Below are 24,217 nucleotides of genomic sequence, written 5' to 3' on the forward strand. Positions count from 1 at the left end.
CGTCACCGGGCCACGGCTCTGCAGTAGTCCTCGTCCGTGGCGAGGAGGCGGCGGTGCGTGTCCTCGGCCGTGACGGCACCGTCGTCCAGTACGAGGACGCGGTCGGCGGCGTCCAGCAGAGCCGGGCTGCTGGTGATCACCAGGGTGGTGCGGCCCTTGCGCAGCTTCGCGATGTTGCGCGCGATGAGCTGTTCGGTGACCGCGTCGACCGCGGTGGTCGGGTCGTGCAGGACCAGGACGTCGGAGTCGGCGGCGAGGGCACGGGCCAGCGAGAGCCGTTGGCGCTGCCCCCCGGAGAGGTTCGCGCCACGATCGCGGACGGCGTGGTCGAGTCCCTCCCGGTGGAGGGCGACGACGTCGGTCAGGAGCGACGCCTCCACTGCCTCCGGAACCATCCCGCTGGTGCCCGACGGATCGATGTTCGTGCGGAGGCTGCCCTCGAAGATCTCCCCGTCGTAGGGGTTCACCAGGAGGTGCTCACGGAGGGCTTCGACCGACAGGTCCCCGATCTCCCGGCCGCTGACCCGCACCACTCCGTCGTATGCCTGGGGCGGGACGTTAGCGCCCAGGATCGCGGCGAGGTCGGCGCCCGCGCGTGGCTGGTAGGCGGCGACGGCCACGAACTCGCCTGCGTGGACCTTGAACCGGAGTCCGTGCAGCGTCCCGTGGCTGACACCGTCGATCTCGAGGTCGCCGCCGGCGGCCGGGCGGTCACGGCCCGGGGACGTCAGTGGCGGTGCGGCGAGCACGAGGGCCATCCGGTCGGCCGAGGCTCGCGCCATCATCACGTACTTGGGCATCTCGGAGAACATCTTGAGCGGTTCCATGATGAACTGCGCCAGACCGACGGCCATGACGAGCTCACCGATGGTGATCCGGCCTCCGTACGCCAGCCAGCCCGCGGTCAGGGTCACGGCGGCGGCGAGCACCGCGTTGAGGGCCAGCGCGGTGCCCGCGTAGACGCCGTTCACCCGGGCGACGGTGATCGCCTGGTGCTTCGCCTCGGTGCTGACCTTCCGGTAGGAGAGGAACGCCGCGTGGTTGCCGCCGAAGCCGTGGAGCGGGCGCAGCCCGGTGATCAGGTCGGCGACCTTGGCGCCCGCCCGTGCCACGCGGGCCTGCTGTTCACGCGTGCTGGAGCCGATCCGCCGGGACATCACGCTCAGGACGGACAGGATCCCGACGGTTCCCACGATCACCAGCAGTCCGAGCCGGAGGTCGGCCATGCCCAGCGCGACGGACGCCACCACCACCGCGACCAGCGAACTGATCAGCAGCGGGACCACCTCGACGATGTCGGCGGTCTGGTCGGCGTCCTCGGTGGCGATGGTCAGGACCTCGCCGGACTTCAGGCCGACGTCCCTGGCCACCGGCTGGAGACCGCAGGCCGCCACCTTGACGCGCCAGCGGTGCGCCTCGGTCGTGTTGGCCTTCTGCAGCACACGCATCCCGAACCGCCACGACAGCGACACGGTCGTGATGATCACGGCCAGGGCCCCGATCGACAGGCCGAGCGAACCGAGGCTCCGGTCCTGCATCGTGTGCTCGACGATCAGGCCGAGCGCGATGGGGAAGGCGGTCTCGCCCGCCTGGTAGAGGCCCATGAGGACGGTCCCCCGGACGACCGCGCCGGAGTTGCGGCGCAGGGCGGTGCGGAGGATGCCGGCGCCGGGGCGGCGGCGCTGCACGTCAGGAGTTGTCATCAAGGTGGCGGGCAATCGCTTCCGGGGTTCGAAGGGTGAGCAGATCACGGATGGTGACCACAGGACCGTACTCCCGGCGGAGCAGTCCGATGAGCCGCACCGCCAGCATGGAGTGTCCGCCGAGGGCCACGAAGTCGCTGACCGCGCTCACCTCGTCGTCGTCCAGGTCGAGCGCCTCGGCGAAGAACTCGCAGACCACCGTCTCCGTCCCGGTCTCGGGGCCGCGTTCGCCGACCGTGGTCAGTACGCCGAGCGGCCTGGCCTCGGGCAGCGCCTTGGTGTCGGCCTTGCCGTTCACGGTCAGGGGGATGCTGTCGACCTGGGCGTAGTGCGTCGGGCGCAGGAAGTCCGGCAGCCCGCCGCCGACCTCGGCGGCGACCGCCGCCAGGTCGGAACCGCTGAGCACGAGGTAGGCGGCCAGCCGGTGGGAGCCGTCGACCTGAGGGTCCGGCTGGGCGACCGCGGCCACGAAGCGGACCGCCGGGTGCGAGGCGAACGCGGCCTCCACCTCGCCCAGTTCGACCCGGTGCCCTCGGATCTTGACCTGCTGGTCGGTGCGGCCGAGGTACACCAGGTTCCCGTCGGGCCGTCGGGACACCAGGTCCCCGGTGCGGTACATGCGCCCGCCGGGCTCGCCGAACGGGCACGCGACGAACCGGTCCGCGGTCTGGGCGGTCTGCCCGAGGTAGCCGCGGGCGACGCCGATGCCCGACACGTACAGCTCGCCGGGGACTCCGTCGGGAAGGGGCCGCAGCCACGGGTCGAGCACGTACACGTCGGTGTTGTCGATAGCGACGCCGACCACGGGGTCCTGGCATTCGAAGGTGCCGACGCCGAGGGTGTTGATGGTGTACTCGGTCGGTCCGTAGAGGTTGTAGCCGGCCGTCCCCTCGGTCTCCGCGAGCCGTTGCCACAGGGTCGGGGTGACGGCCTCGCCGCCCAGCAGCACCAGGGCCGGCCGCCGCGCGGGGTCGTCGAGGAGGCCCTCGGAGACGAGTTGCTGCGCGTAGGTGGGGGTCACGTTGATGACGTCGATCCCGTGCTCGGCGCAGTACTCGACCAGCCGGGGGGCGTCCCGGCGCAGTTCCTCGTCGCAGATGTGCACCTCGTGGCCGTCGGCGAGCCACAGCAGCTCCTCCCACGACATGTCGAACGCGAACGACACGGTGTGCGCGATGCGGAAGGTGCGGTGCCCGTGCTCCGCGAGGACCGGTTCGAAGATGCGGCGCTGATGGTTGATCAGCATGTTGGTGAGACCGGCGTACTCGGTGACGACACCCTTGGGCTTCCCGGTCGATCCCGAGGTGTAGATCGTGTACGCGGGGTGCCGCAGTCGGTCCGGGGAGTCCGGTGCGAACGTGACATACGGTTCGGCCTCCGGCAGCGGCAGGTCGAGCTCGATGAGGTCGCCGGTCAGCCGGGGTGACACCGAGCTGACCGTGAGGATCACGTCCGGGCGGGCGGCGTCGACGATCGCGGCGATCCGCTCGTCCGGGTGGTCGAGTTCCAGGGGCACATAGGCGGCGCCGGCCCGCAGCACGGCGAACAGTGCCACGATCGAGTCGAGGGAGCGCGGGATCGCCAGGCCCACGGTCGTCTCGGGTCCGATGCCGCGCCCGACGAGTACACCGGCCACCGCGCGGCTGCGGTCGCGGAGCTGGGCGAACGTCATGGCGGAACCGTGCGCGACGAGGGCGACCCGCTGCGGATCGCGGTCGGCGGCCCGGTCGAACCGGTCGACCACCGTGTCCGTGCCGATGTCCGTGTGCGCGGAGGGCTCGGGCTCCGGTCCGATGCCGTTCAGCGCGCCGACCGGTCCGGTGGAGCGTGCCAGGTCGTCGAGCACGCGCAGGTAGTCGTCGAGGAGACGGCGGGCGTTCGCGGTGTCGTCGTCGCGGTGCTCCAGCTTGACGGTGAGGCGCTCGCCGGGCGTGACGACCCAGGTGAACGGGTAGTGCGTCGAGTCGTCGGCCTTCACCGAGGTGATCCCGTGCCGGGCGTTCATCTCGGCGAACGCGTCCATGTCCAGGAAGTTCTGGAGCACGAAGAGGTTGTCGAACAGGCTCCCGTGGCCACTGGCCCGCTGGATCTCACCGAGTCCCAGGTGCTCGTGCTCCATGGCTTCGACACGGGCCGCCTGTACGGACGAGAGGTATTCCCGGACCGTGTCCCCGGGCCGTGCCCGGGTCCACATCGGGACGGTGTTGAGGAGCACGCCCACGATGCCGGACAGGCCTTCGCCCTCCCGTCCGGAGACGGTCACACCGAACACGGCGTCGGTACGGCCCGTGTGCGCGCCCAGCAGGAGGCCGAACGCGCCGCTGAGGACCGTGTTGAGGGTGACCCCGTGGGTCCTGGCCGCCGCCCGCAGGAGGTCGGACCCCTCCGCGGACAGGGTGTGCACGAGGGCGCGCGGCAGCTCTTCCGTCAGGGACGGCTCCGGCCCCGCGAGGAGGGTCGGGCCGCTGAGTCCGGCCAGGTGCTCGGCCCAGAAGCGCTCCGACACCGCGGGGTCCCTGGCGTCGAGGGCGCGGGCGTAGTCCTCGAAGCCCGGTGTCGCCGGGACCGGTTCGGGTGCCTCGCCGGCCAGGAGCGCGTGGTAGGCGTCGAACAGGTCGCGGAGCAGGATCTCCCGGGACCAGCCGTCCCACAGCAGCAGGTGGTAGCTCAGCAGCAGGCCGTCCTGCCCGCCGGGCAGCCTGACCACGGTCATCCGGACCAGCGGCGGCTCGCCCGGGTCGAATCCCGTGTCACGGTCCCGGGCACGCAGGGCTTCGACGTCCGCCTCCGTCAGCGCCTCGACCGTACGGACGTCCACGCGCCGGCCGGCGGCGAGGAGCTGGACGGGGTTCCCCTCGTCGTCGGTGCCGAAGCCGGCGCCGACGACCGGGTGCCGTGCGATGACGTACGCCATCGCCTCGGCCAGCGCCTCGGTGTCCAGCGGACGGTCGAAGGTGAAGTAGCTCTGCGCGACGTAGTGCCCGGCCGTGCCGGCCATCTGCGCCTGGAAGAACAGGCCCCGCTGGAGCGGGGTGACCGGTGCCGTGCGCTCGGCGGTGGCGGAGAATTCCGCGAGACGGAGCAGGGCGTCGCGCCAGTGCTCGGTGATCGCGTCGGGGATGCCGTCGGCGAGGGAGAAGACCGCGCGCAGGCTTCCGGTGTCGTCGGTCCAGGCGTTGACCTCGACGGCGTACGGGCTGTCCTGGTCCGGGCCGGTGAGGTGCAGCGCCCGGGACTCGCTGCCCCGGCCGAGGTAGTTGAACAGCACCTGCGGTCGGGCCGTCAGCAGGGGGGCCGTCTGCGGGTTGAGATAGCGGAGCTGGCCGTAGGCGACGTGTCCGCGTTCGTCGGGCAGGCGTGCCGCGACCTCGCGTGCCGCGGCGACGGGGTCGGTGTGCGCGGTGAGCCGCAGGGGTGCGATGGAGGTGAACCAGCCGACGGTGCGGGAGTAGTCGTGGTGGTCCAGCGCGGGGACCCGGCCGTGCCGTTCGAGCTCGACGGTGAGGTCGGTGGGCGAGGGCTGGACGTGTGTCAGCGCGGTCCTGAGCGCGCCGCACAGCAGTTCGGTCGGGCCGATTCCGAGGGCGGCGGGGGCGGTGCGCGTCAGCCGGTCGCTCGCCTCGGGCGTGAGCACGACCGTGGTCTCGCGGATGCCGCCGACCGCGGGCAGCAGCCCCGGCGCCCGGAGGGTGGTGACCCAGTGGTCGAGGTCGTCGGTGATCTGGTTGGCGCGGGTGCTCAGGGCCTCGGCGTACTCGGCGTAGGACGTGGTCGGCGGGGGGAGCGTGCCGCCCCTCAGAAGGGTGTCCAGGTCGTCGAGCAGGACCAGCCAGGACACGGAGTCGACGGCGAGGTGGTGGACGGTGACCACGAGGGTCCGGCTCTGTTCCAGCCACGAGAACGCGATGACGTCGCCGGACTCCGGGGCGAGGCGGCCGGCCGCGTCCCTCGCGACAGCCGTCGCGTCGGTGCTGTCCGTCCGGACGACGGTGACCTCGCCGGCGGGCTCGGTGCGCAGCGACCACACGCCGTGCTCCACGCGGAGCCGCAGCCGGAGTGCCGGGTGTGCCGCGACGACCGCCCGCGCCGCGCGGCCGGCCTCCGCGAACCCGGCGCCCTCGGGCATCTGCACGGTCCTGGCCTGGGCGAACCCGGCCAGGGAGCCGCCCAGTTCGCGCTGGCGCAGGATGATCGGCGTGGGTGTCAGCGGCCCGTCCTCGCGGGGAGCGGGGGTGGACGCGGACGCTGCGGACCGCGGCGCGCGTGAGGCGAGGTGCTCGGCGAGCGCGCGCGGTGTCCTGTGCAGGAACACATCCCGCGGGGCGATCGCCAGGCCGAGCGCCCTGGCCCTGTTGATCACGGTGATGGCGACGATGCTGTCGCCCCCGGCCATGAAGAAGTCGGTGTCACCGTCGACGGTGATGTCGCCGGGCAGTGTCCCGGCGAAGATGTCGACGAGCAACGGGAGCGCGGAGTCTGCCTGCTCCACCGGTGCGCTCTCCCGCGTGGCACGCTCGGTCAGCGCCTTGCGGTCCAGCTTCCCGTTCACCGTCAGAGGGAGGACGTCGGTCCCGATCACACGGCCCGGCACCATGTGCACGGGCAGCTTCTCGGACAGGCGGTCCGGGAGGTCGTCGGGCACCCGGCCCACGACGTGCGCGACCAGGTGGTCGTCGCTGTCCGCCACCGTGACGGCCACGTCCACGACACCGTCGAGCTCCCTGATCGCGGACTCCACCTCGCCGAGTTCGATGCGGAACCCCTTGAGCTGCACCTGTTCGTCGGCGCGGCCGGCGAACTCCAGCTCTCCGTCGAGGGTGCGCCGGGCGAGATCACCGGTGTGGTACATGCGGGAGCCGTCGCCCGTGAAGGGGTTCGCGACGAACCGGCCGGCGGTGAGCCCGGGCCGGCCGAGGTAGCCGAGCGAGACCTGGTCGCCGGCGACGTAGATGGCACCCACCCTGCCCGGCGGAACGGGGCGGAGCCGGTCGTCCAGCACGTAGGTGGTGAGGCCGGGGACGGGGCCGCCGATGGGGCTGACGTCTCCCGCGAAGTCCTCGTCGGTGAGGACCCGGTGGGTGACGTGGACGGTGGTCTCCGTGATGCCGTACATGTTGACCAGTTCGGGCGAGGCGGTGCCGTGCCGCTCGACCCAGCCACGCAGCCGCGCCAGGTCCAGCGCCTCGCCCCCGAAGATGATCCGGCGCAGCGTGCCGGCGGACTCGACGGCGTGCCGGTCGGCCTCGACGAAACGGTAGAAGGCCGAGGGCGTCTGGTTGAGCACGGTGACCCCGCGCTCACGGACCAGCCGGTGGAAGTCCACCGGGGAGCGGGTCAGCCCGTAGTCCGGGACCAGCAGTTCACCGCCGTGCGCGAGGGCGCCCCACAGCTCCCAGACCGCGAAGTCGAAGGAGTAGGAGTGGAACTGCACCCACACGTCGTGAGGGCCGAAGTCCATGTCGGGCCGGGTGTTCCTGAGCAGTGACACCACGCTGGAGTGCGGGACGACGACACCCTTCGGCCGGCCGGTCGATCCGGAGGTGTAGATGACGTAAGCGGGATCGTGCCATCCGGCCACCGGCGCGCCGGTGCGCGGTTCGTCCTCCGGGGGAAGCTCCTCCCCCAGCACGATCACCCGGGCCGCCGAGGGCCCTGTCCCCCGGTCCAGCAGCGCCGTGAAGCGGTCCCGCTGGTCACGGTCCACGAGGACCACCTGCGGGGCCGCGTCGGTGAGGATGTACTCCAGCCGTGCGTCCGGGTACGCCAGGTCCAGGGGTACGTACGCCCCGCCCGCGCTGACGACGGCCACCAGGGCGACCACCTGGTCCAGGGAACGTGGGACGGCTACGGCGACGCGACTGCCCGGACCGACTCCGGCCGCACGCAGGGCCGATGCCAACTCGTCCTTCGCGGCTGCCAGTTCGCCGTAGGTCAGGGAACGGGTCCCGCCGTCGAGGGTGCAGTGGGTGACGGCGGTCGCCGCGGGGTCGCGTCGGGCCGCGGCGTCGAACAGTCCGCCCAGTGTCGTCGGGGCGAAGGGCTCGGGGCTGCGGCGTGTGTCGGGCGACAGGTCGTCGACGAGGGCGTCCGGCCGGTCGAGCAGGCCGGTGAGGGTGCGGGTGAACGTGTCGAGGACGGCCCGGGCGCCTGCTTCGCGCAGCAGGTCCCCGTCGTAGATCAGGTTGAAGCGGGCCCGGCCGTCGGGGGTGCGTTCCACGACCAGGGTGAGCGGGTAGTGGGGGGCGCCCTCGTTCACGATGCGGGTGACGGCGACCTCGTCGCCCGGCCGCCGCAGTGCCTCCACATCGGTCGCGACGTCGAAGACGACCAGGGTGTCGAACACGGCGCCCCCGCCGGCCTGGCGGCCGATCCTCGCCAGGGAGACGTGCTGGTGCGCCAGTACCGCGCTCTGGTGCTCCCGCACGGAGGTGAAGAGATCACGCGCACGGGTGGTGCCGGACCAACGGGCCCGCAGAGGGATGGTGTTGATGAACAGACCCACCATGTCCTCGATGCCGGACAGCTCCGAGTCACGGCCGGACACGGTGGAACCGAACACCACGTCCCTGCCCTGGAGGATGCCTCCCAGCGTCACGGCCCACGCGCTGTGCACCGCCACGCTCAGCGGCACGCCGGCCGAGCGGACGGCCGCGTCGATGTCGTGCTCCGGCACCACCGCGGTGTCGGCGAAACGGTCGGAGGGGGCGTGGCCGTCGGCGACCAGGGAGGGGCCGGGCAGATCGGCGAGCTCCTCGCGCCAGACCCGGTCGCTCTCCTCCTCGTCGAGCGCGGCGAGCCGGCGTACGTGGTCGGGGAAGCCGCCGAGCGGATACAGGCTGCCCGGTGCGTGGTACTCGGCCAGCAGGGCACGGAGCATCGGCGGGACCGACCAGCCGTCGGCGACGATGTGGTGCACGGTCTGCACCAGCACGTCGCCGCCGGAACCACCGGTACCGCCGGACCCGCCGCGGATGAGCGTGTACCGCATGAGCGGGCCGGTGGCCAGGTCGAAACCGGCGCGGCGGTCCCGCTCGGCGTGCTCGCGGACACCGGCTTCGGTGATCCCCGGACGGTCCAGCGTGGTGAAGGGCGCCTCCACCCCGCTCTCCAGTACGGAGACCACACGACCGTCGGCGAGAGCGACGAAGCGCGCGGCCAGGTTCGGGTAGAGGGTGAGCAGCCGGGTCGCCGCCGCCGCGAGCCGGTCGGCGTCCACCTCGCCCTCCAGCGTGAGGAGTTGCTGCTCGACGTAACTGCCCGCCGAGTCGTCGTCGAAGACCGAGTGGAAGTAGAGGCCCTCCTGCAGCGGGGTCAGCGGCAGGATGTCCAGCAGCGCCGGTCCGTCCAGGGCGTCCACGTCGTCCTGGGTCAGCGGGACCAGGGGGAAGTCGCCGGCCGAGTGGCCTCCCTGTTCGAGGGCGGCCAGCCCGGTGAGGGCTTCGCGCAGGTAGGCGCAGATGGCCGTGGTGTCCTCGTCGGTGAACATTCCGTCGGGCCAGGAGACGGTGGTGACGAGCTCGTACGCGCCGTTCGACGCGGGTTCGGCGATCGCGTTGAACTCCAGGGCACGAGGAAGGCGCATCAACGGGTCGCGCTTCTCGCCCAGCTGCCCCGCGGCGCCGGCGAACTGCCAGTCCCCTCCCGTGCCCGAGTCGAAGCGGCCCAGGTAGTTGAACAGCACCTGTGGGGCGGGGGTGTCGAGCCCGGTGTCGGTCAGGTAGCGCAGGGCTCCGTAGGAGAGGCCGTTGCCCGGCACCCGGCCGAGGTCGTCCTTGACCGCCTTCAGCGCGGCGGCCAGGTAGGCGGGGTCGGTGGGATCGGCCGTCGCACCGGGGTCCACGACCACCGGGAACAGCGTGGTGAACCAGCCGACGGTCCGCGACAGTTCCGGCTCGAAGCCGGCGCTGTCCGCCACGAACCGCGCTTCGCGGCCGTGTCCTTCGAGCTCGATGTGTGCGAACGTCTGGTCCTGCCCGAGGTCACGGCGCCACCGGGCGAGGGCGACGGCGAGTCCCGTCAGCAGCACGTCGTTGACACCCGCGTGGAACTTCGCGGGTATCTCCCCCAGCAGCGCCGCGGTGGCCCCGGCGCCGAGGGTGACGGTACGGGTGCGTTCCCGGGCGACGGTGTCGGCCCCGGACAGCGCGCGCCGGCCCACCGGGTGGTCGGCCCCGGGCAGGGGGCGTTCGAAGACGGCACGGTCCGCCTCGAAGTCGGCGCCCTCCAGCACCTGCGTCCAGCGTCGGAAGGAGGTGCCCACCGGAGGGAGTTCGATGGGTTTTCCGGACGCGAACTGCTGCCAGGCGGTGGCCAGATCCTCCATGAGGATCCGCCAGGACACACCGTCCACGACCACGTGGTGGACGACCACGACGAGTTCACGTGCGTCGCGGCGCCAGACGGCGCGCAGCATCGTGCCGTGCTCGGGGTCGAGCCCGTCCGTGGCGAGCGCCACGCAGGCGTCGAGCGGCAGGCCGCTCTCCTGCCATCCCACGGCGGCGCGGTCGGCCCGCGGGATGTCGAAGCTCCAGCGGTCGCCGCGGACCAGCCCTGCCCGCAGCATGTCGTGCCGCGCGGTCACCGCGCCGAGGATCGCGTCGAGGGCGTCGGCGGTCAGGTCCGCCGGAGTGTTCAGCACGACCGACTGCACGAAGCCGTCGATGGCGTCGGTGGTCTCTCCGAGCCACTGGACGACGGGGGATCCGACGACCGGGCCGGTGGCCACGTCGTCGTGTCCCCCTGTGGAGACGTCCTCCCGGGACACGACGGCGGCGAGCGCCCCGACGACGCTGTGGGTGAAGATCTGCCGTGCCGTGACATGGAGGCCGGCGGCGCGCAGTGCGCTCAGCAGCGAGATCGCCAGGATGCTGTCCCCTCCGAGCCGGAAGAAGTCCTGGTCGACCCCGACCTCGTCGAGCCTCAGGACGGTCGCGACCGCCTCGCACACCGCGCGCTCGTTCTCGGTGGAGGGCGGGACGAACGGACCGGCCCCGACGCGGGGTTCCGGGAGCGCCGCCCGGTCGATCTTGCCGTTCGCGGTGAGCGGGAACTCCTTCAGCACGACGACGTGGGTGGGCACCATGTAGTCCACCATGTGCTCGGCCGCCCACGCCGTGACCTCGTCCCCCCGCAGCCCCTCGCTGCCGGTGACGGGGATGACGTAGCCCACCAGGTAGGTGCCGCCCGCCGTGTTCTTCTTCGCGACGACGCAGGTGTGCCGTACGGAGGGGTGCTCCCCGAGCCCCGCCTCGACGTCCTCCGTCTCCAGCCGCATCCCGCGGATCTTGATCTGGTTGTCGGCCCGGCCGAGGAAGTCCAGCGATCCGTCCGGGGCGAAGCGTGCGAGGTCACCGGTCCGGTACAGCCGGGACCCGTCACCCGCGAAGGGGTTCGCGACGAACCGGGAGGCCGTCAGGCCGGGGGCGTTGACGTAGCCGCGCCCCAGGAGGAACCCTCCCACGTACAGCTCGCCGCCCACCCCGACGGGGACCGGGCGCAGTTCGTCGTCGAGCACGTACAGCTGGGTGTTGGGGTTGGCCTTGCCGATCGACGTCGACAGGCGTTCCGCCTCGCCGCGGTAGATGACGTGCGAGACGCCGATCGTCGTCTCGGCCGGGCCGTAGCCGTGGTACATGGGGATGTCGAGGCGGGTGCGGAAGCGTTCGTACAGTTCGGGGGTCAGGACCTCGCCGCCGCACCAGACGTGCCGCAGGCTGTCCAGCCGGCCGGAGTCACCGGTCATCTCCAGCAGGACGTCCAGCATGGACGACACGAGGTAGGTGAAGGTGACGCGCTGTTCGGACAGCACACCGAGCAGGTGCTGGGGATCGCGTTCTCCGCCGGGACGCAGGACGACGAGCCTGCCGCCGCGGACGAGCGGCAGGAAGATCTCGTTGATGGAGATGTCGAAGGACAGCGGTGCCTTGAACAGTGACGCGTCGTCGTGGCCGAAGCCGAGGATCTCCTGCGACTGCCACAACAGGCGCTCGCTGATGGCCTCGTGCCGGATCATGGCGCCCTTGGGGCGGCCTGTCGAACCGGAGGTGAAGATCACGTACGCGAGGGCGGCTCCGGGGACGGTGACGCCCGTCGGCCCGGCCGGGTAGGAGTCGTACCGCCAGGCGCCGAGGTCGACGGCCACGGCGGGCGGTTCGCCGTCCCGGTGGTCGCCCGAGTCGTTGAGCTGCAGCACGATGCGGGCGTCCTCGACGACGACGGCCCGGCGCTCGGCGGGCCATGCCGGGTCGAGCGGCACGAACGCGCATCCGGCCTGCAGCACTCCGAGCAGCCCGACCACCATGTCGGCCGAGCGGCCCAGGGATATCCCGACGACCTGTTCGGCTGTGAGCCCGCGCTCGATCAGGTGGTGCGCCAGCTGCGCCGAGAGCTCCGCCGTCTCCCGGTACGTCAGCGACCGGTGTTCGTCGACGATCGCGACGGCGTCCGGCCGGGCCCGTGCCTGCTCCAGGAACATCTCGACGACGGTGGGGCGGAGCCGGTCGGCCGCAGTGTCGTTCCACTCGTCCAGGGCCTTGATCCGCGCCTCCGCGCCGACGGGTGCGATGCTGCCCAACGGCCGGTCGGGGAAGTCGGCCAGGTCGTCCAGCGCGAGCTGCGCGCCGTCCGGCAGCAGGCCTTCGGCGGCCCGGATGCTCCGGCCGTCCGCTCCGATCTCCCAGCCCGCGGGCGCGGTGCCGCCGTCGCCGACCCACCGGAGCACGTCGGCGAACAGCGTCGCGGGGGTGAGGTCGATGCCTTCGGGGCCGATGCCGGTCGCCCAGTACGACAGCCCGATGGCGCACGCCTCGGCGATCGTACGGTCGGAGTGGTCCCCGGTCCGCCTGCGTACGTCGTCCAGACCGGCGGCGGAAAGCAGCATGGTGCGAGCAGTGGGATCCGTCATCGGAGACTCATCGTCCTTCCAGCGTATGAGAGTGGGAGGAGTCCCAACTCAGGGTGTGCCTAACTGCCCTCGCGCCAGGCGCGCCACAGGCGCGCGTACCGGCCGCCCAGGGCGACCAGTTCGTCGTGGGTTCCCTGCTCCACCACGCGTCCGGCGTCCAGCACGGCGATGCGGTCCGCCGCCATCGCCTGGGTGAGCCGGTGCGCCACGAACAGCGTGGTCCGGCCGGAGCACGCGGCCTGCACGGACTTCTCCAGCTCGGCGGCGCCCTCGCTGCCGGCCTCCGCGGTCGACTCGTCGAGCACCACCACCCCCGCCTGGTTCAGCACCAGTCGGGCCAGGGCGATCTGGGCGACCTTCGTGACGTCCAGGCGTTCGCCGCCCTCGCCGACCGTGGTGTTCAGCCCGTCGGGGAGTTCACCGACCCAGGGGAGAGCTCCGACGACGCGCAGCGCGTCCGTCAGCTCGGTGTCCGTCGCCAGGGGCGCGGACAGCCTCAGGTCGTCGGCGAGCGGACCGGAGAACACGTGTGTCTCCTGCGTCAGGATGCTCACCAGTGCCCGCGCGCCCGCCTCGTCCGTGCCCGCGAGGTCGTGCGGCCCGATGCGCACCGACCCCGTCTGCGGGGTGCCGATGCCCGCGATCAGCGCGGCCAGCGTCGACTTGCCCGCGCCTGTCGCTCCCACCAGGGCGAGCGATCCGCCGGCCGGGATCGACAGGCTGACGTCCCGTAGGACCGGTTCCTCGGCTCCGGGATAGCCGAAGGTCAGCCCTTCCACCGTCACGGGGTGCGGTACGGGCCCCCCGGACGCCGCGGGGGCGACGCCCACCAAGCGCTCCTGCGAGGACTCCCCCAGCACACCGACGAGGCGGGTGAGGCTCGCGCCCGACTTCTGCGCCTCGTCGAAGGTGAACATGATGGCGCCGAGCGGGGTGAACAGCCGGTGGAACATGAGAGGTGCCGCCGAGACGTCGCCCAGGGTCGCGGCGCCGGTCTCCAGCAGGACGTAGCCCACCACGAGGATCAGGACCAGCCCGATGAACTCGGCGCGGTTCTCCCTGCCGACGAAGCGGCCGAAGATCCGGAAGACCTGGACACCGAGCTCGCGCACGCGCCAGGACTTGTCGGTGACCTGCTCACGGAAGGCTCCCTCCAGGCGGTAGGCCCGGACGGTGTCGATACCGTTCAGGCCGCTGATCAGCGCCTGCGCGCGGTCGGCCTGGGCCACCCTCTGCTGTCGGTACAGCGGAGCCGACCGGGGCAGGTACCAGCGCAGGGCGAGTGCGTAGGCGGGCAGCGCTCCGGCGCCCGCCAGGCCCAGCCGCCAGTCGAGCCCGAACATGCCGACCGTGGCGATGGCGACCAGCACGCCGGCCGAGAACACCGTGGGGATGGCCGTGCGGATGCCACGGGAGAGCACGGCAACGTCGTCGCCGACCCGGGACAGCACGTCTCCGCGCCCCACCTGCTCGATCCGCGCGCTGGGCATCCCGAGCACCGCCCGTACGGCGGCCTCCCGCAGCTGCGCGAGGAGATCCGCGCCGAGCCGTCCGATCAGGTACGTCGAGGCCGCGGTGGCCGCCGCGCCGAGCAGCGCGGCGGCTCCCATCAGGATCCCGGTCGTGACCAGGACCGAGCGCCCGTCGCCCGCGACCACGCCGTCGACCACCCGGCCCAGCAGGAGCACCGGAAGCACCTGGAGCGCGGCCCCCGCCACCGTGGTGAACACGGTGGCGGCCGTCAGCCAGGGCACCTCACGGCAGCGCGCGGCGACCCACCGGGTGGACTCGCCTCCGGCCGCCGTGCGCAGGGTGGCGGCGGGGGCGACGCGGGTGTCCGTGGCACTCACCCGGGAACCGGACCTGGCCGACGGCGGGCGCGGGCGACGGGCCTCACTGCTCGACCGACTTGACGAGTTCGTCGATCGCGTACGGCAGGGACAGGAGGGTGCCCTGGGACATGGCCGCGCCGACCGCCGGGCCCTCGCTGTCGAGCATGTACGACACCTTTCCGGCCTTGACGGCGGACAGGTTGGTGAACAGCTCGAACTTCTTGAGTGCGTCCTGGTCGGCCTTGTCGTTGATGACGAAGACGCGGTCGACGTCGACCAGGTCCATGCGCTCGGGGGAGAGCTTGGTGTAGAACGAGTCGCCGGCGATCTCGTCGATCTTCGTCGCTCCCTTGAAGCCGATGCCCGTCACCAGCCGTCCGCGTACGTCGGTCGTGGTGAACGGTGCGACCGAGTCCTCGTACCAGGACAGCGCGACGGCCGTCCGGTCGGCGAACTCCGGGTGCGCCTCGCGTGCGGCGTCGAGCTTGCCCTGGATGCCCTTCACCAGCGCGGTGCCCTCGTCCTCCTTGCCGAGCGCCTTGGCGATGTGGACCGCGTTGTCCTGCCAGGGGGCGCTGAAGAGTTCCTTCTCGGCCTTGGTGCGGCCCACGGTCGGGGCGATCTTGGAGAGCTTGTCGTAGGCCGCCTGGTCGATCTCGGAGTAGACCGCGATGATCAGGTCGGGCCTCAGGGCGGCGATCTTCTCGTAGTTGGGGCCGGAGTCGCCGTTGCTCATCACGACCTCGGGGCGGGCGTCTCCCCACTTGTCCTTCACCCAGGGCCACTGGGTGTTGATGTCGGGGGACGTGCCGGCCGGGTTCGGGTACTGGTCGACCATGCCGACCGGCTTGATGCCGAGCGCGAGGATGGCCTGGTCGTCGGTGTAGCCGACGGAGACGACCCGTTCGGGAGCCTTGGTGACCTTCGTGGATCCGAAGGCGTGCTCCACCGTCACGGGAAAGGCTCCGGATGCGGCCGCGGGGGCCTTGTCGCTCGTCCCGTCCTCCGTGTCGGAACCGCATCCCGCGAGGAGGCCGGCGCCGAGCGTCACTGCGGCGAGGGCCGCCGCCAGCCGCCGCCCCGGCTTCGGAAACGTCGATCTGTGGAAGAGCATCCGTGAATCCCCTGCTTTCGCGCTGTCCGCTACACCCCGTCTGAGGGCAGCCAAACCTTATCCATACAGAGTGAGGTTAGCCTAGCCTAACTCTGGCTATTTCCCTCATGGGTACCTCAGTTGAGCTGTACGTGGGTCCGTCCGATGGGCACGATGAGCGGCCGGTCCCCCACCGGGTCGTCGATCACCATGGCCTTCAGCCCGAACGCCTCGTGCAGCAGCTCGGCCGTGATCACGTCACGCGGGTGTCCCTGCGCCAGGATCGATCCCGCCCGCATGACGACGAGATTGTCGCTGTACCGGGTGGCGAGGTTGAGGTCGTGCAGCACCATGACCACGGTGCGGCCGGACTCGTGCAGGTCGTCCACCAGGTCGAGCACGTCGATCGCGTGCGCCAGGTCCAGATAGGTGGTCGGCTCGTCCAGCAGCAGCAGATCGGTGCCCTGAGCGAGCGTCATCGATATCCAGACGCGCTGGCGCTGTCCGCCGGACAGCGAGTCCACCGGACGGTCGGCCAGCTCGGACACCCCGGTCATGGCCAGGGCCCGCTCCACGACGGTGGCGTCGTCCGAGGACCACTGCCGCAGCCAGCTCTGGTGCGGATGGCGCCCTCGCGCGACCAGATCGGCCACCGTCAGGCCTTCCGGCGCGACCGGCGCCTGCGGCAGGAGGCCGAGTTTCTTCGCCACGTCCCTGGTCCTGAGTCCTGCGATGTCCTCGCCGTCCAGGACGACCGCTCCCGAGGCGGGCTTGAGCAACCGCGTGAGGGTGCGCAACAGGGTCGACTTCCCACAGCCGTTGGGGCCGATGATCGTGGTGATCAGCCCAGGCGGCACCGTCACGTCGAGACCCTCGATGACGGTCCGGCCGCCGTATCCGACGGTGACGTCCCTGGCGGCCAGCCGCGCTGCGTCCGAGGCCGCGGAATCCGTCTTCGTGCTGTGCTGAGCGCCCACAGGTTCCCCCGTCGTCCGGTTCGTACAGTCGTCTTCGTCAGCCGTGCGCCGTCACCGTCTGAGGTTCGACCGCACCAGCAGATATACAAGGAAGGGGCCACCGATCGCGGCGGTGACCACGCCGACCGGAAGGGTGATCGGCAGCGCCGAGCGCGCGGTCAGGTCGGCGCCGAGCAGCAGCAGGGCGCCCACCAGCCCGGAGGCCACCAGCGGCGGTGTGGGGCACCGGGCCAGACGCATCGCCACCTGTGGCGCCACCAGGGCCACGAAGGGGACCGGGCCCGCGGCACTGACCGCCGCGGCGGCCAGCAGGACCGCGCACAGCAGCAGGACCGCTCGCACCACGGAGAACCGGACGCCGAGCCCGGCGGCGACCTCGTCGCCGAGGTGCAGGGGCCTGAACTGGAACGCGGTGACCGCCACGACCGCCAGGAGGACGAGCGAGCACCAGAACACCACCCGGACCTCGTCCCAGGACCGGTTGTCCAGCGAGCCGACCAGCCATGCCTGGGCCCGTGCCACGTCCCTGATGTCGGCGTTGGCCAGCAGCCACGTCGTGAGTGCCTCGGTCACGGCCGTCACCGAGATGCCGATGAGGATGAGCCGGAACCCGTCGACACCGCGCCGCCACGCCAGGAAGTACACCAGCAGGCCCGCCCCGAGGCCGCCGGCGAGCGCCGCCGCCGACAGACCCACGGTGCTGACGACCGTGGCGGCGGCCCCGCCCGAGGCCGTCACAAGGAACACCGCGACGACCCCGGCTCCACCGGTGATCCCCAGGATGTCCGGACTGGCCAGCGGATTGCGGGCGATGGACTGCGTGATCGCCCCGGAGACCCCCAGGGCGATCCCCACGAGGAGTCCGGCCAGGGCACGTGGCATCCGCAGGTCCATGATGACGAACTCGTCGACCTGCTCGCCGCGTCCGAAGATCGTGGCGATCACCCGAGGGACACCGATGGGGAAGTCCCCGACCCCGACGGACACGCAGAACACCAGGAAGGTGGCCGCCGCCAGCAGCACCGTGACGGACACGAGCCAGGGCCGCCAGACGAAGGACACCGTACCCAGCCGTACGCCGGGCACCACAGAGCGCTTCACATCCGTGCCGTTCATGCGCTCCTGAACTTTCCTCGCCAGACGAGCGCCGCGAAGAACGGGGCACCCAGCAGGGCGACGACGACGCCCGAGTCCAGCTCGCCCGGCCGCACCACGAGCCGCCCCACGATGTCGCAGACCAGCAGGACGACCGCTCCGAGGAGGCCCGCGTACGGCACCAGCCAGCGGTAGTCCGGCCCGGTCAGATAACGCGCCACATGGGCGACCATCAGCCCGAGGAACGCGATGGGGCCGCACGCGGCGGTCGCCGCGCCGGCCAGCAGAGTGATGGCGACGATGCCCACGGTCCGGCTCAGCGCGATGTTCACACCCAGCCCGCGCGCCACGTCGTCGCCCAGGTTGAGCAGGTTGAGCGACGGCAGGGTGGTCAGGGCCAGCAGCACCCCGACCGCGATGAAGGCGCTCACCGGCCAGATGACGTCGAAGCCGACTCCGGCCACCGAGCCGGCGTTCCAGAAGCGCAGCGCGTTCAGCGATTTGAGGTCCGACAGCGCGATCGCCATGGTCATCGCCGCGAGGAACACCGTGACGCCCTGACCGGCCAGCGCAAGGGTCAGCGGGTTGCCGGCACCCCGCCCGATGCTGGACAGCCCGAACACGACGACGCCGGCGGCCCCGGCCCCCAGGAACGCGAACCAGACGTACTGGAACGGGGAGGTGAGGCCGAACAGGGCGATCACCGTCACGACGGCGAAGGAGGCACCCGCGTTCACGCCCAGCAGACCGGTGTCCGCGATCGGGTTCCGTGTGTAGCCCTGGATCAACGCCCCGCCGATGCCGAGGGCGACGCCTGCGACGACCGCGAGTACCGTCCGGGGCACCCGCACCGTCTGCACGATGAGCCTGATCTCGGTGAGGCGCTGGTCGGTGTCCGGCGCGGCGAACAGCCCGTGCCAGACCTCGGCGGGACTCAACGCGCGCGCGCCGACGGCCAGGGAGGCGACCACCCCGGCCACGAGGACCGCCACCAGCGCGCCCAGGCCCACCACCCGCCTTCGACGGGCCTCCGCCGCGCCCCTGGGGACGGGGCGCTCCAATGCAGTCGTGCTCATGTCGACGTACGATATCCCTTTGATCTTCCGGCGATTCACCGGCAGTTGGGCACTTCGGCCCCTGGGAGGAACACCGGTGGGAGCGCCGCCCGACCCGCTCACCGGGCCGGGCGGCGCGTCCCCGTGCCCGGCGGAACCCGGGGGCGCGGGAGCCGGGACGTGCGGAACTGCGGGACCCGCTAGGAGGCGTCCGCCAACAGCCGGGCCTCGTCGGACGTGGCCTTGACGCCACGGGCCAGCAGCGAGTCCAGGATCTCGCCGACCCGGATCGCCGTGTTGGAGAGCAGGGCCGAGGTGATGCCGTGCGTGTGCTCCGTGCCGCCCTGGAGATAGATGCCGCAGCTCAGGCCGGACTCGGTCGCGATGCGGTAGTCGCGCTCGACGCGCACCCGGCCCTCCTCGTCGCGCAGGCAGCTGCCCGCGGCCTCGCCGAGGAGGCCGAGCGGGTCGACGGGGCTGTAGCCGGTGGCGAACACCACGATGTCGGCGTCCAGGACGGCCTCCTCCCCCGTGACGAGGTTCGTCACGGTGGCGTGGACCGTGTCCGGCTTCTCCTCGACGGCGGCGAGCCGGGACACGTTGAGGAAGCGCAGCCGCTCGGTGCCGAGGACCTTCTCCTGGTACATCTGACGGTAGAGGTCGTCGATCAGATCGATGTCCACCACGGAGTAGTTGGTGTTCCCGTGGTAGTCCATCAGCCGGCGCTTGACGTCGCCGGGTGCGGCGAAGTACTCGTCGACCGCCCCGGGGTCGAAGATGCGGTTGGCGAAACTGCTGTCGTCGGCGGGGCTGTAGCCGTAGCGGGAGAAGACCGCGCAGACCTCGGCCTCGGGGAACCGTCGATGCAGGTAGGCGACGTTCTCGGCGGCGCTCTGTCCGGCACCCACGACGACGAAACGGGAGGGCGAGGCACCCTCCAGCCCCTCCACCTTCGCCAGCAGTTCGGAGTTGTGCCAGACGCGGTCGCCGCGCTCCACACCTTCCGGCATTAGGGGGCGCAGCCCGGTCCCGATGACGACGTTCCGGGCCCGGTGGACCGTGAGCCCCTCGTCCGAGCGGACCGTCACGTCCAGGTACTCCACGGCTCCGCCGTCGTCGACCACGGGCGTGACCCCGACGACCTCCTGGCTGTAGGAGACCATGTCCCCGACCTTGGCCGCCGCCCACTCGAAGTAGTCGTGGAACTCGACCCGGAGCGGGAAGAGGTTCTTGTGGTTGATGAAGTCGACCAGACGCCCCCTGCTCTTCAGGTAGCAGAGAAAGCTGAACTCGCTGGTCGGGTTCCGGAGCGTCACCAGGTCCTTGAGGAAGGACACCTGCATCGTCGCGTCGTCGATCAGCATCCCACGGTGCCAGCCGAAGCGCGGCTGCTGCTCGAAGAAGTGGGCGGAGACCGGCTGCTGTGCTCCTGCGTCCGTGTTGTGCTCGCTGATCGCGATGGCCATGGCCACGTTCGACGGACCGAAGCCGATGCCGATGAGGTCGAGGACCTGAGGTGCGTCGCCAGGCTGAACCTGAGACATGTCACTCCGATCGTGCGGGGAAGCCGCCTGAAGTCGCGGGGGGTATCCGAAGTCCGGGCACACCGAACAGAGTGGCCCGCCGTAATTTAGGTGAGCCTAAGCTCATCTCGCGCGGCTGTCGATAGGGCGCCGAACACAGGGGCCGGGCGAAACGCCTCCCAACAGGGCTTTTTCGCAGCCCTGTTGCGAACTAAGGCAAGCCTCGCTTTACTGAACACTCGTCATTGCCTGTACCGAGGAGGAACACATGCGGGTCGTCATGTTCGGGTACCAGACCTGGGGGCATCGCACCCTGCAAGCCCTCCTGGACTCCGAGCACGACGTGGTGCTGGTGGTGACACACCCCCGGAGCGAGCACGCCTACGAGAAGATCTGGAGCGACTCCGTCGCGGACCTCGCCGAAGCGCGGGACGTCCCGGTACTGATCCGCAACCGGCCGGACGACGACGAGCTGTTCGCGCGCCTCCAGGAGGCCGACCCGGACATCATCGTGGCCAACAACTGGCGGACCTGGATCCCCCCGCGCATCTTCGGTCTCCCGCGCCACGGCACGCTGAACATCCACGACTCCCTGCTGCCGAAGTACGCGGGCTTCTCCCCGCTGATCTGGGCCCTGATCAACGGCGAGCCCGAAGTGGGCGTCACCGCGCACATGATGAACGACGAACTCGACGCCGGTGACATCGTCCGGCAGGAGGCGGTCGCGGTCGGCCCCACGGACACCGCGACGGACCTCTTCCACAAGACGGTCGATCTCATCGGCCCGGTCACCATCGGCGCACTGGACCTCATCGCCGCGGGGCAGACGGAGTTCACCAGGCAGGACCGCTCACAGGCGACCTTCTTCCACAAGCGTGCGGCAGAGGACATCCGCATCGACTGGAACTGGCCGGCCGAAGACCTCGAACGCCTGGTCCGCGCCCAGTCCGATCCCTACCCCAGCGCCTTCACCTTCCACCGGGGCAGGCGCATCGAGGTGCTGGCCGCCGTGGTGTCCCAGGGCCGGTACGGCGGGACACCCGGCCGGGTCTTCTACCGCGAGGGCGAAGGCGTGGTGATCGTGGCCGGATCCGACGCCCGCACCGGCCGCAACCATGGCCTGGCCATCACGCGCGTCCGCACCGAGGACGGCCGGGAAGTGCCCGCGACCGAGTACTTCACGTCCATGGGCGGCTACCTGACCGGCCGTCCCTGACACACCCCCGGGCCGTGTGCCTCACGGCTCGCGGATCGCCTCGACGGCCTCCCGGACGTCCGGGGACGGGTCTTCGGCGAGGCCGTCGAGCAGCTGACCGACCCCGGGGGTGGACCAGCTGCCCACCGTCCACACCAGGTCCTCGCGTACAGCGGGGTCGGGGTGCGCCGCCAGTGGGGTCAGCCGGTCGAGCGGCCCGCGCCGGCGCGTCGCGAACCGGTGCGGCACCTCCCGCGGGACGACCGGCTCCCCGGAATCCCCGGCCTCAGCGATCCGGGCGAGCAGCACCCGTAACGGTGACGGTGGGCCGTCCGGGGGGTGCGGGAGCGGTTCGAGGAGCCGCCGCGATCCGTAGCCGCCTCGCACCCGGCAGCCGAAACAGGTGCGGGGTCACACGCCGTGCGCGTCCGGCCGACAGCACCCGCCGGCGACCTGCGGCGCGGGCCCGGATTCGGTGGATCCCACGGCGTGCGACCGCGCTCGGCACGAACACCTCCCACCCGCGGGGGTCCTCCAGCGACGCGATCCCGCGCACCGCCTCCGCGGCGGGAACGGCCGGCGGAATCCCGCACACCCGGTCCCTGTTGTGCCCGAGGACACCACCTGGTCGTCGCTCAGGCGCAGACGGACGGCGACGAGCCCTCCACGGCTGCCGAAACGGGCCAGTTCCCTCACCCACTGGTGGGTGAGGGTGTGTGAAGGCAGCACCGGGAAGCAGTGGACGCCTCGCGCGCCTCCCCGTGCGTCGCCGGCCGCACGGATACCGGACCGGCGGATGCGGGGAGCGTTCGCCGCGGACGTCACGTGCACGAACATCGCCATGGCTCGGCATGTCAGGCGATCGGCCCCGGCGCGTGCCGTCCGGGAGGCCCTGCGGGCCGGCGGACCGAGGGCCGTGGTCCGGTAGGACGTAAGGGCAGGCTAACCTAACGCCTATGAGAGCTGGTGAGAGCACTTCCACGGCTGTGGGCACCCCTGTGTCCGCCGTCGGGCCGCCCAGGCGCGGCCATGGGCTGTCCGCCGACGGCGTGACCGTGGCGTACGGCCGCGTCGACGTCGTCCACGGGGCGGCCATCACGCTGCGCCCCGCCGAGGTGACCGCCCTCGTGGGCCCCAACGGCAGTGGGAAGTCGACGCTGTTGCGCACACTGGCCCGTCTGCAGACCGCGCGGACCGGCTCGCTCACGGTCGACGCCGGGACGGACGCGGCCGAGGACGGCTTCGCGCTCGGCGCCCGCGAGTTCGCGCGCCGTGTGGCGCTCCTGACGCAGTCGCGGTCGACGCCGGGCGGACTCACCGTCCGGGACGTGGTCGACTTCGGCCGCTACCCCCACCGGGGCCGCTGGGGTCGTCCTGATCCCCGCGGCACCGCCGCGGTGGACCGGGCGCTGCGCCTCACCGGCGTCGAGGACCTCGCCGGCCGGGGCGTCGACCAGCTCTCCGGGGGACAGCTCCAGCGCGTGTGGCTCGCCGGCTGTCTCGCCCAGGAGACGGGCGTGCTGCTCCTGGACGAACCCACCACCTATCTCGACCTCCGCTACCAGGTCGAACTCCTCGACCTGATCCGCGATCTCGCCGACGACCACGGCATCGCCGTGGGCGTCGTCCTCCACGACCTCGACCAGGCGGCCGCCGTCGCCGACCGCGTCGCGCTGCTGCACGCGGGACGCATCGTCGCCGACGGCGCGCCCGAGGACGTGTTCACACCCGGCCTTCTGTCGGACGTCTACGGCATCCGCATCGACGTGGACACCGACCCCGCCACCGGCAGCCTGCGCACCCGCGCGATCGGCCGCCACCACTCCAGATCCGAAAGGCTCAGCACCACCTCATGAGACGCCACCTCCTCGCCACGGCCACCGTCGCCGTCGCCGCCCTCTCCCTGGCCGCCTGCGGGACCACGGAGCCGTCCTCCGACGACGCCGCCGCCGCTTCGGGCAAGCCCGCCGAGAAGATCACCCTCACCGACGCCAAGGGCACGAAGGTGACCCTCGACGGCCCGGCCACCAAGGTGGTCGCCACCGAGTGGAACGTCGTCGAGGACCTGGTGGCGCTCGGGGTCGACCCCGTGGGCGTCGCTGATGTGAAGGGCTACACCGCGTGGAACACCGCGGCCCCGCTCACCGGCACCCCGAAGGACATCGGCACCCGCGGCGAGCCGAGCATCGACACCGTCGCGGCGCTCGCCCCCGACCTCGTGGTCGCCACCAGCGACCTCTCGCCGGCTGTCGTGAAGCAGCTCCGCAAGGTCGCGCCCGTCATCGAGATCACGTCCGCCGACGCCTCCGACCAGATCGGCACGATGACGGAGGGCCTCGACCTCATCGCGAAGGCCACCGGCAAGGAGTCCGAGTCGGCCGCCCTCAAGAAGGACTTCGACACGAGCCTGGCCGAGGGCAGGAAGGCCCTCGCGGACGCCGGCCTCGGCGGCGCCGAGATCGCCTCCGCCGACGGCTACGTCGCGTCGAACCAGGTGTCCATCCGTGCCTACACCGGCGGTTCGCTCCTCGGCGCGGTCAACGAGAAGCTCGGTCTGAAGAACGCCTGGACCGTGAAGGGCGACGAGAGCTACGGCCTCGCCACCACCGACGTCGAGGGCCTCACCGGTCTCGGCGACGTCCAGTTCACGTACGTCGCGAACGACGCCGACGGCGATGCCTTCGCCGGTCCTCTCGCGAAGAACGCCGTGTGGAAGTCGCTGCCCTTCGTGAAGGCCGGCGACGTGCACCGACTGCCCGACGGCGTCTGGATGTTCGGCGGCCCCCGCTCGATGGAGGCGTACATCGACTCCCTCGTCGACGCGCTGACGAAGTAGCACGC

The 24,217-nt window shown here is 71.5% G+C and carries 12 protein-coding genes; 3 read left to right on the forward strand and 9 right to left on the reverse strand.

All coding sequences use genetic code 11. From position 1 onward, the window contains the following. Window positions 1–2 precede the first annotated feature (2 nt). The 8 genes from P8A20_RS01410 to P8A20_RS01445 all read right to left on the reverse strand — a co-directional run bounded on the left by P8A20_RS01410 (window position 3) and on the right by P8A20_RS01445 (window position 20,202). Window positions 3–1,703, reverse strand: coding sequence for an ABC transporter ATP-binding protein (locus tag P8A20_RS01410; RefSeq protein WP_306102675.1), 1,701 nt, complete (start codon window positions 1,701–1,703; stop codon window positions 3–5). Continuing rightward, window positions 1,690–12,606 (reverse strand): non-ribosomal peptide synthetase, encoded by a 10,917-nt coding sequence (locus P8A20_RS01415; protein ID WP_306102676.1) that lies wholly within the window; start codon window positions 12,604–12,606, stop codon window positions 1,690–1,692. The genes P8A20_RS01410 and P8A20_RS01415 overlap by 14 nt, the downstream gene beginning before the upstream one ends. 59 nt (window positions 12,607–12,665) lie before the next feature. Further along, a complete protein-coding gene (locus P8A20_RS01420) occupies window positions 12,666–14,456 on the reverse strand; it encodes an ABC transporter ATP-binding protein (RefSeq protein ID WP_306102677.1) in 1,791 nt (596 codons plus the stop codon). 43 nt (window positions 14,457–14,499) lie between these two features. Then, window positions 14,500–15,552, reverse strand: coding sequence for an iron-siderophore ABC transporter substrate-binding protein (locus tag P8A20_RS01425; RefSeq protein ID WP_306102678.1), 1,053 nt, complete (start codon window positions 15,550–15,552; stop codon window positions 14,500–14,502). Window positions 15,553–15,668: 116 nt separating this feature from the next. Next, the gene (locus tag P8A20_RS01430; protein WP_147961531.1) at window positions 15,669–16,508 is read right to left on the reverse strand and encodes an ABC transporter ATP-binding protein; all 840 of its coding nucleotides are present in this window, start codon (window positions 16,506–16,508) and stop codon (window positions 15,669–15,671) included. A gap of 51 nt (window positions 16,509–16,559) precedes the next feature. Further along, complete coding sequence (locus P8A20_RS01435) at window positions 16,560–17,624, reverse strand: FecCD family ABC transporter permease (RefSeq protein WP_306102679.1); 1,065 nt, start codon at window positions 17,622–17,624, stop codon at window positions 16,560–16,562. Then, window positions 17,621–18,679, reverse strand: a complete 1,059-nt coding sequence (locus P8A20_RS01440; RefSeq protein ID WP_147961533.1) for a FecCD family ABC transporter permease — start codon at window positions 18,677–18,679, stop codon at window positions 17,621–17,623. The genes P8A20_RS01435 and P8A20_RS01440 overlap by 4 nt, the downstream gene beginning before the upstream one ends. A 179-nt stretch (window positions 18,680–18,858) precedes the next feature. After that, window positions 18,859–20,202, reverse strand: coding sequence for a lysine N(6)-hydroxylase/L-ornithine N(5)-oxygenase family protein (locus tag P8A20_RS01445; protein WP_147961534.1), 1,344 nt, complete (start codon window positions 20,200–20,202; stop codon window positions 18,859–18,861). Window positions 20,203–20,449: 247 nt separating this feature from the next. Here P8A20_RS01445 and P8A20_RS01450 point away from each other — a divergent pair, with 247 nt between their 5' ends. After that, window positions 20,450–21,397 (forward strand): methionyl-tRNA formyltransferase, encoded by a 948-nt coding sequence (locus tag P8A20_RS01450; RefSeq protein ID WP_147961535.1) that lies wholly within the window; start codon window positions 20,450–20,452, stop codon window positions 21,395–21,397. Window positions 21,398–21,418: 21 nt separating this feature from the next. Here the strand turns inward: P8A20_RS01450 and P8A20_RS01455 are convergent, their stop codons facing one another. Continuing rightward, a complete protein-coding gene (locus tag P8A20_RS01455; protein ID WP_306102680.1) occupies window positions 21,419–21,685 on the reverse strand; it encodes a HEAT repeat domain-containing protein in 267 nt (88 codons plus the stop codon). A 647-nt stretch (window positions 21,686–22,332) separates the two neighbouring features. Between P8A20_RS01455 and P8A20_RS01460 the strand changes: the two genes are divergently transcribed. Both P8A20_RS01460 and P8A20_RS01465 read left to right on the forward strand, forming a co-directional pair. Continuing rightward, on the forward strand, window positions 22,333–23,232 hold the full coding sequence (locus P8A20_RS01460; RefSeq protein ID WP_147961536.1) for an ABC transporter ATP-binding protein: 900 nt from the start codon (window positions 22,333–22,335) through the stop codon (window positions 23,230–23,232). Next, on the forward strand, window positions 23,229–24,212 hold the full coding sequence (locus tag P8A20_RS01465; RefSeq protein ID WP_147961537.1) for an ABC transporter substrate-binding protein: 984 nt from the start codon (window positions 23,229–23,231) through the stop codon (window positions 24,210–24,212). Before P8A20_RS01460 ends, P8A20_RS01465 begins: the two co-directional genes overlap by 4 nt. Window positions 24,213–24,217: the final 5 nt, after the last annotated feature.

Source organism: Streptomyces sp. Alt3 (assembly GCF_030719215.1).
Classification (GTDB): domain Bacteria; phylum Actinomycetota; class Actinomycetes; order Streptomycetales; family Streptomycetaceae; genus Streptomyces; species Streptomyces glycanivorans.

Excerpts from the sequence above, each read along its gene's own strand:
- P8A20_RS01465 (WP_147961537.1), top strand. The coding sequence starts at position 23,229 with ATGAGACGCCACCTCCTCGCCACGGCCACCGTCGCCGTCGCCGCCCTC.
- P8A20_RS01410 (WP_306102675.1), bottom strand. The coding sequence starts at position 1,703 with ATGACAACTCCTGACGTGCAGCGCCGCCGCCCCGGCGCCGGCATCCTC.
- P8A20_RS01440 (WP_147961533.1), bottom strand. The coding sequence starts at position 18,679 with ATGAGCACGACTGCATTGGAGCGCCCCGTCCCCAGGGGCGCGGCGGAG.
- P8A20_RS01450 (WP_147961535.1), top strand. The coding sequence starts at position 20,450 with ATGCGGGTCGTCATGTTCGGGTACCAGACCTGGGGGCATCGCACCCTG.
- P8A20_RS01415 (WP_306102676.1), bottom strand. The coding sequence starts at position 12,606 with ATGACGGATCCCACTGCTCGCACCATGCTGCTTTCCGCCGCCGGTCTG.
- P8A20_RS01460 (WP_147961536.1), top strand. The coding sequence starts at position 22,333 with ATGAGAGCTGGTGAGAGCACTTCCACGGCTGTGGGCACCCCTGTGTCC.
- P8A20_RS01425 (WP_306102678.1), bottom strand. The coding sequence starts at position 15,552 with ATGCTCTTCCACAGATCGACGTTTCCGAAGCCGGGGCGGCGGCTGGCG.
- P8A20_RS01435 (WP_306102679.1), bottom strand. The coding sequence starts at position 17,624 with ATGAACGGCACGGATGTGAAGCGCTCTGTGGTGCCCGGCGTACGGCTG.
- P8A20_RS01445 (WP_147961534.1), bottom strand. The coding sequence starts at position 20,202 with ATGTCTCAGGTTCAGCCTGGCGACGCACCTCAGGTCCTCGACCTCATC.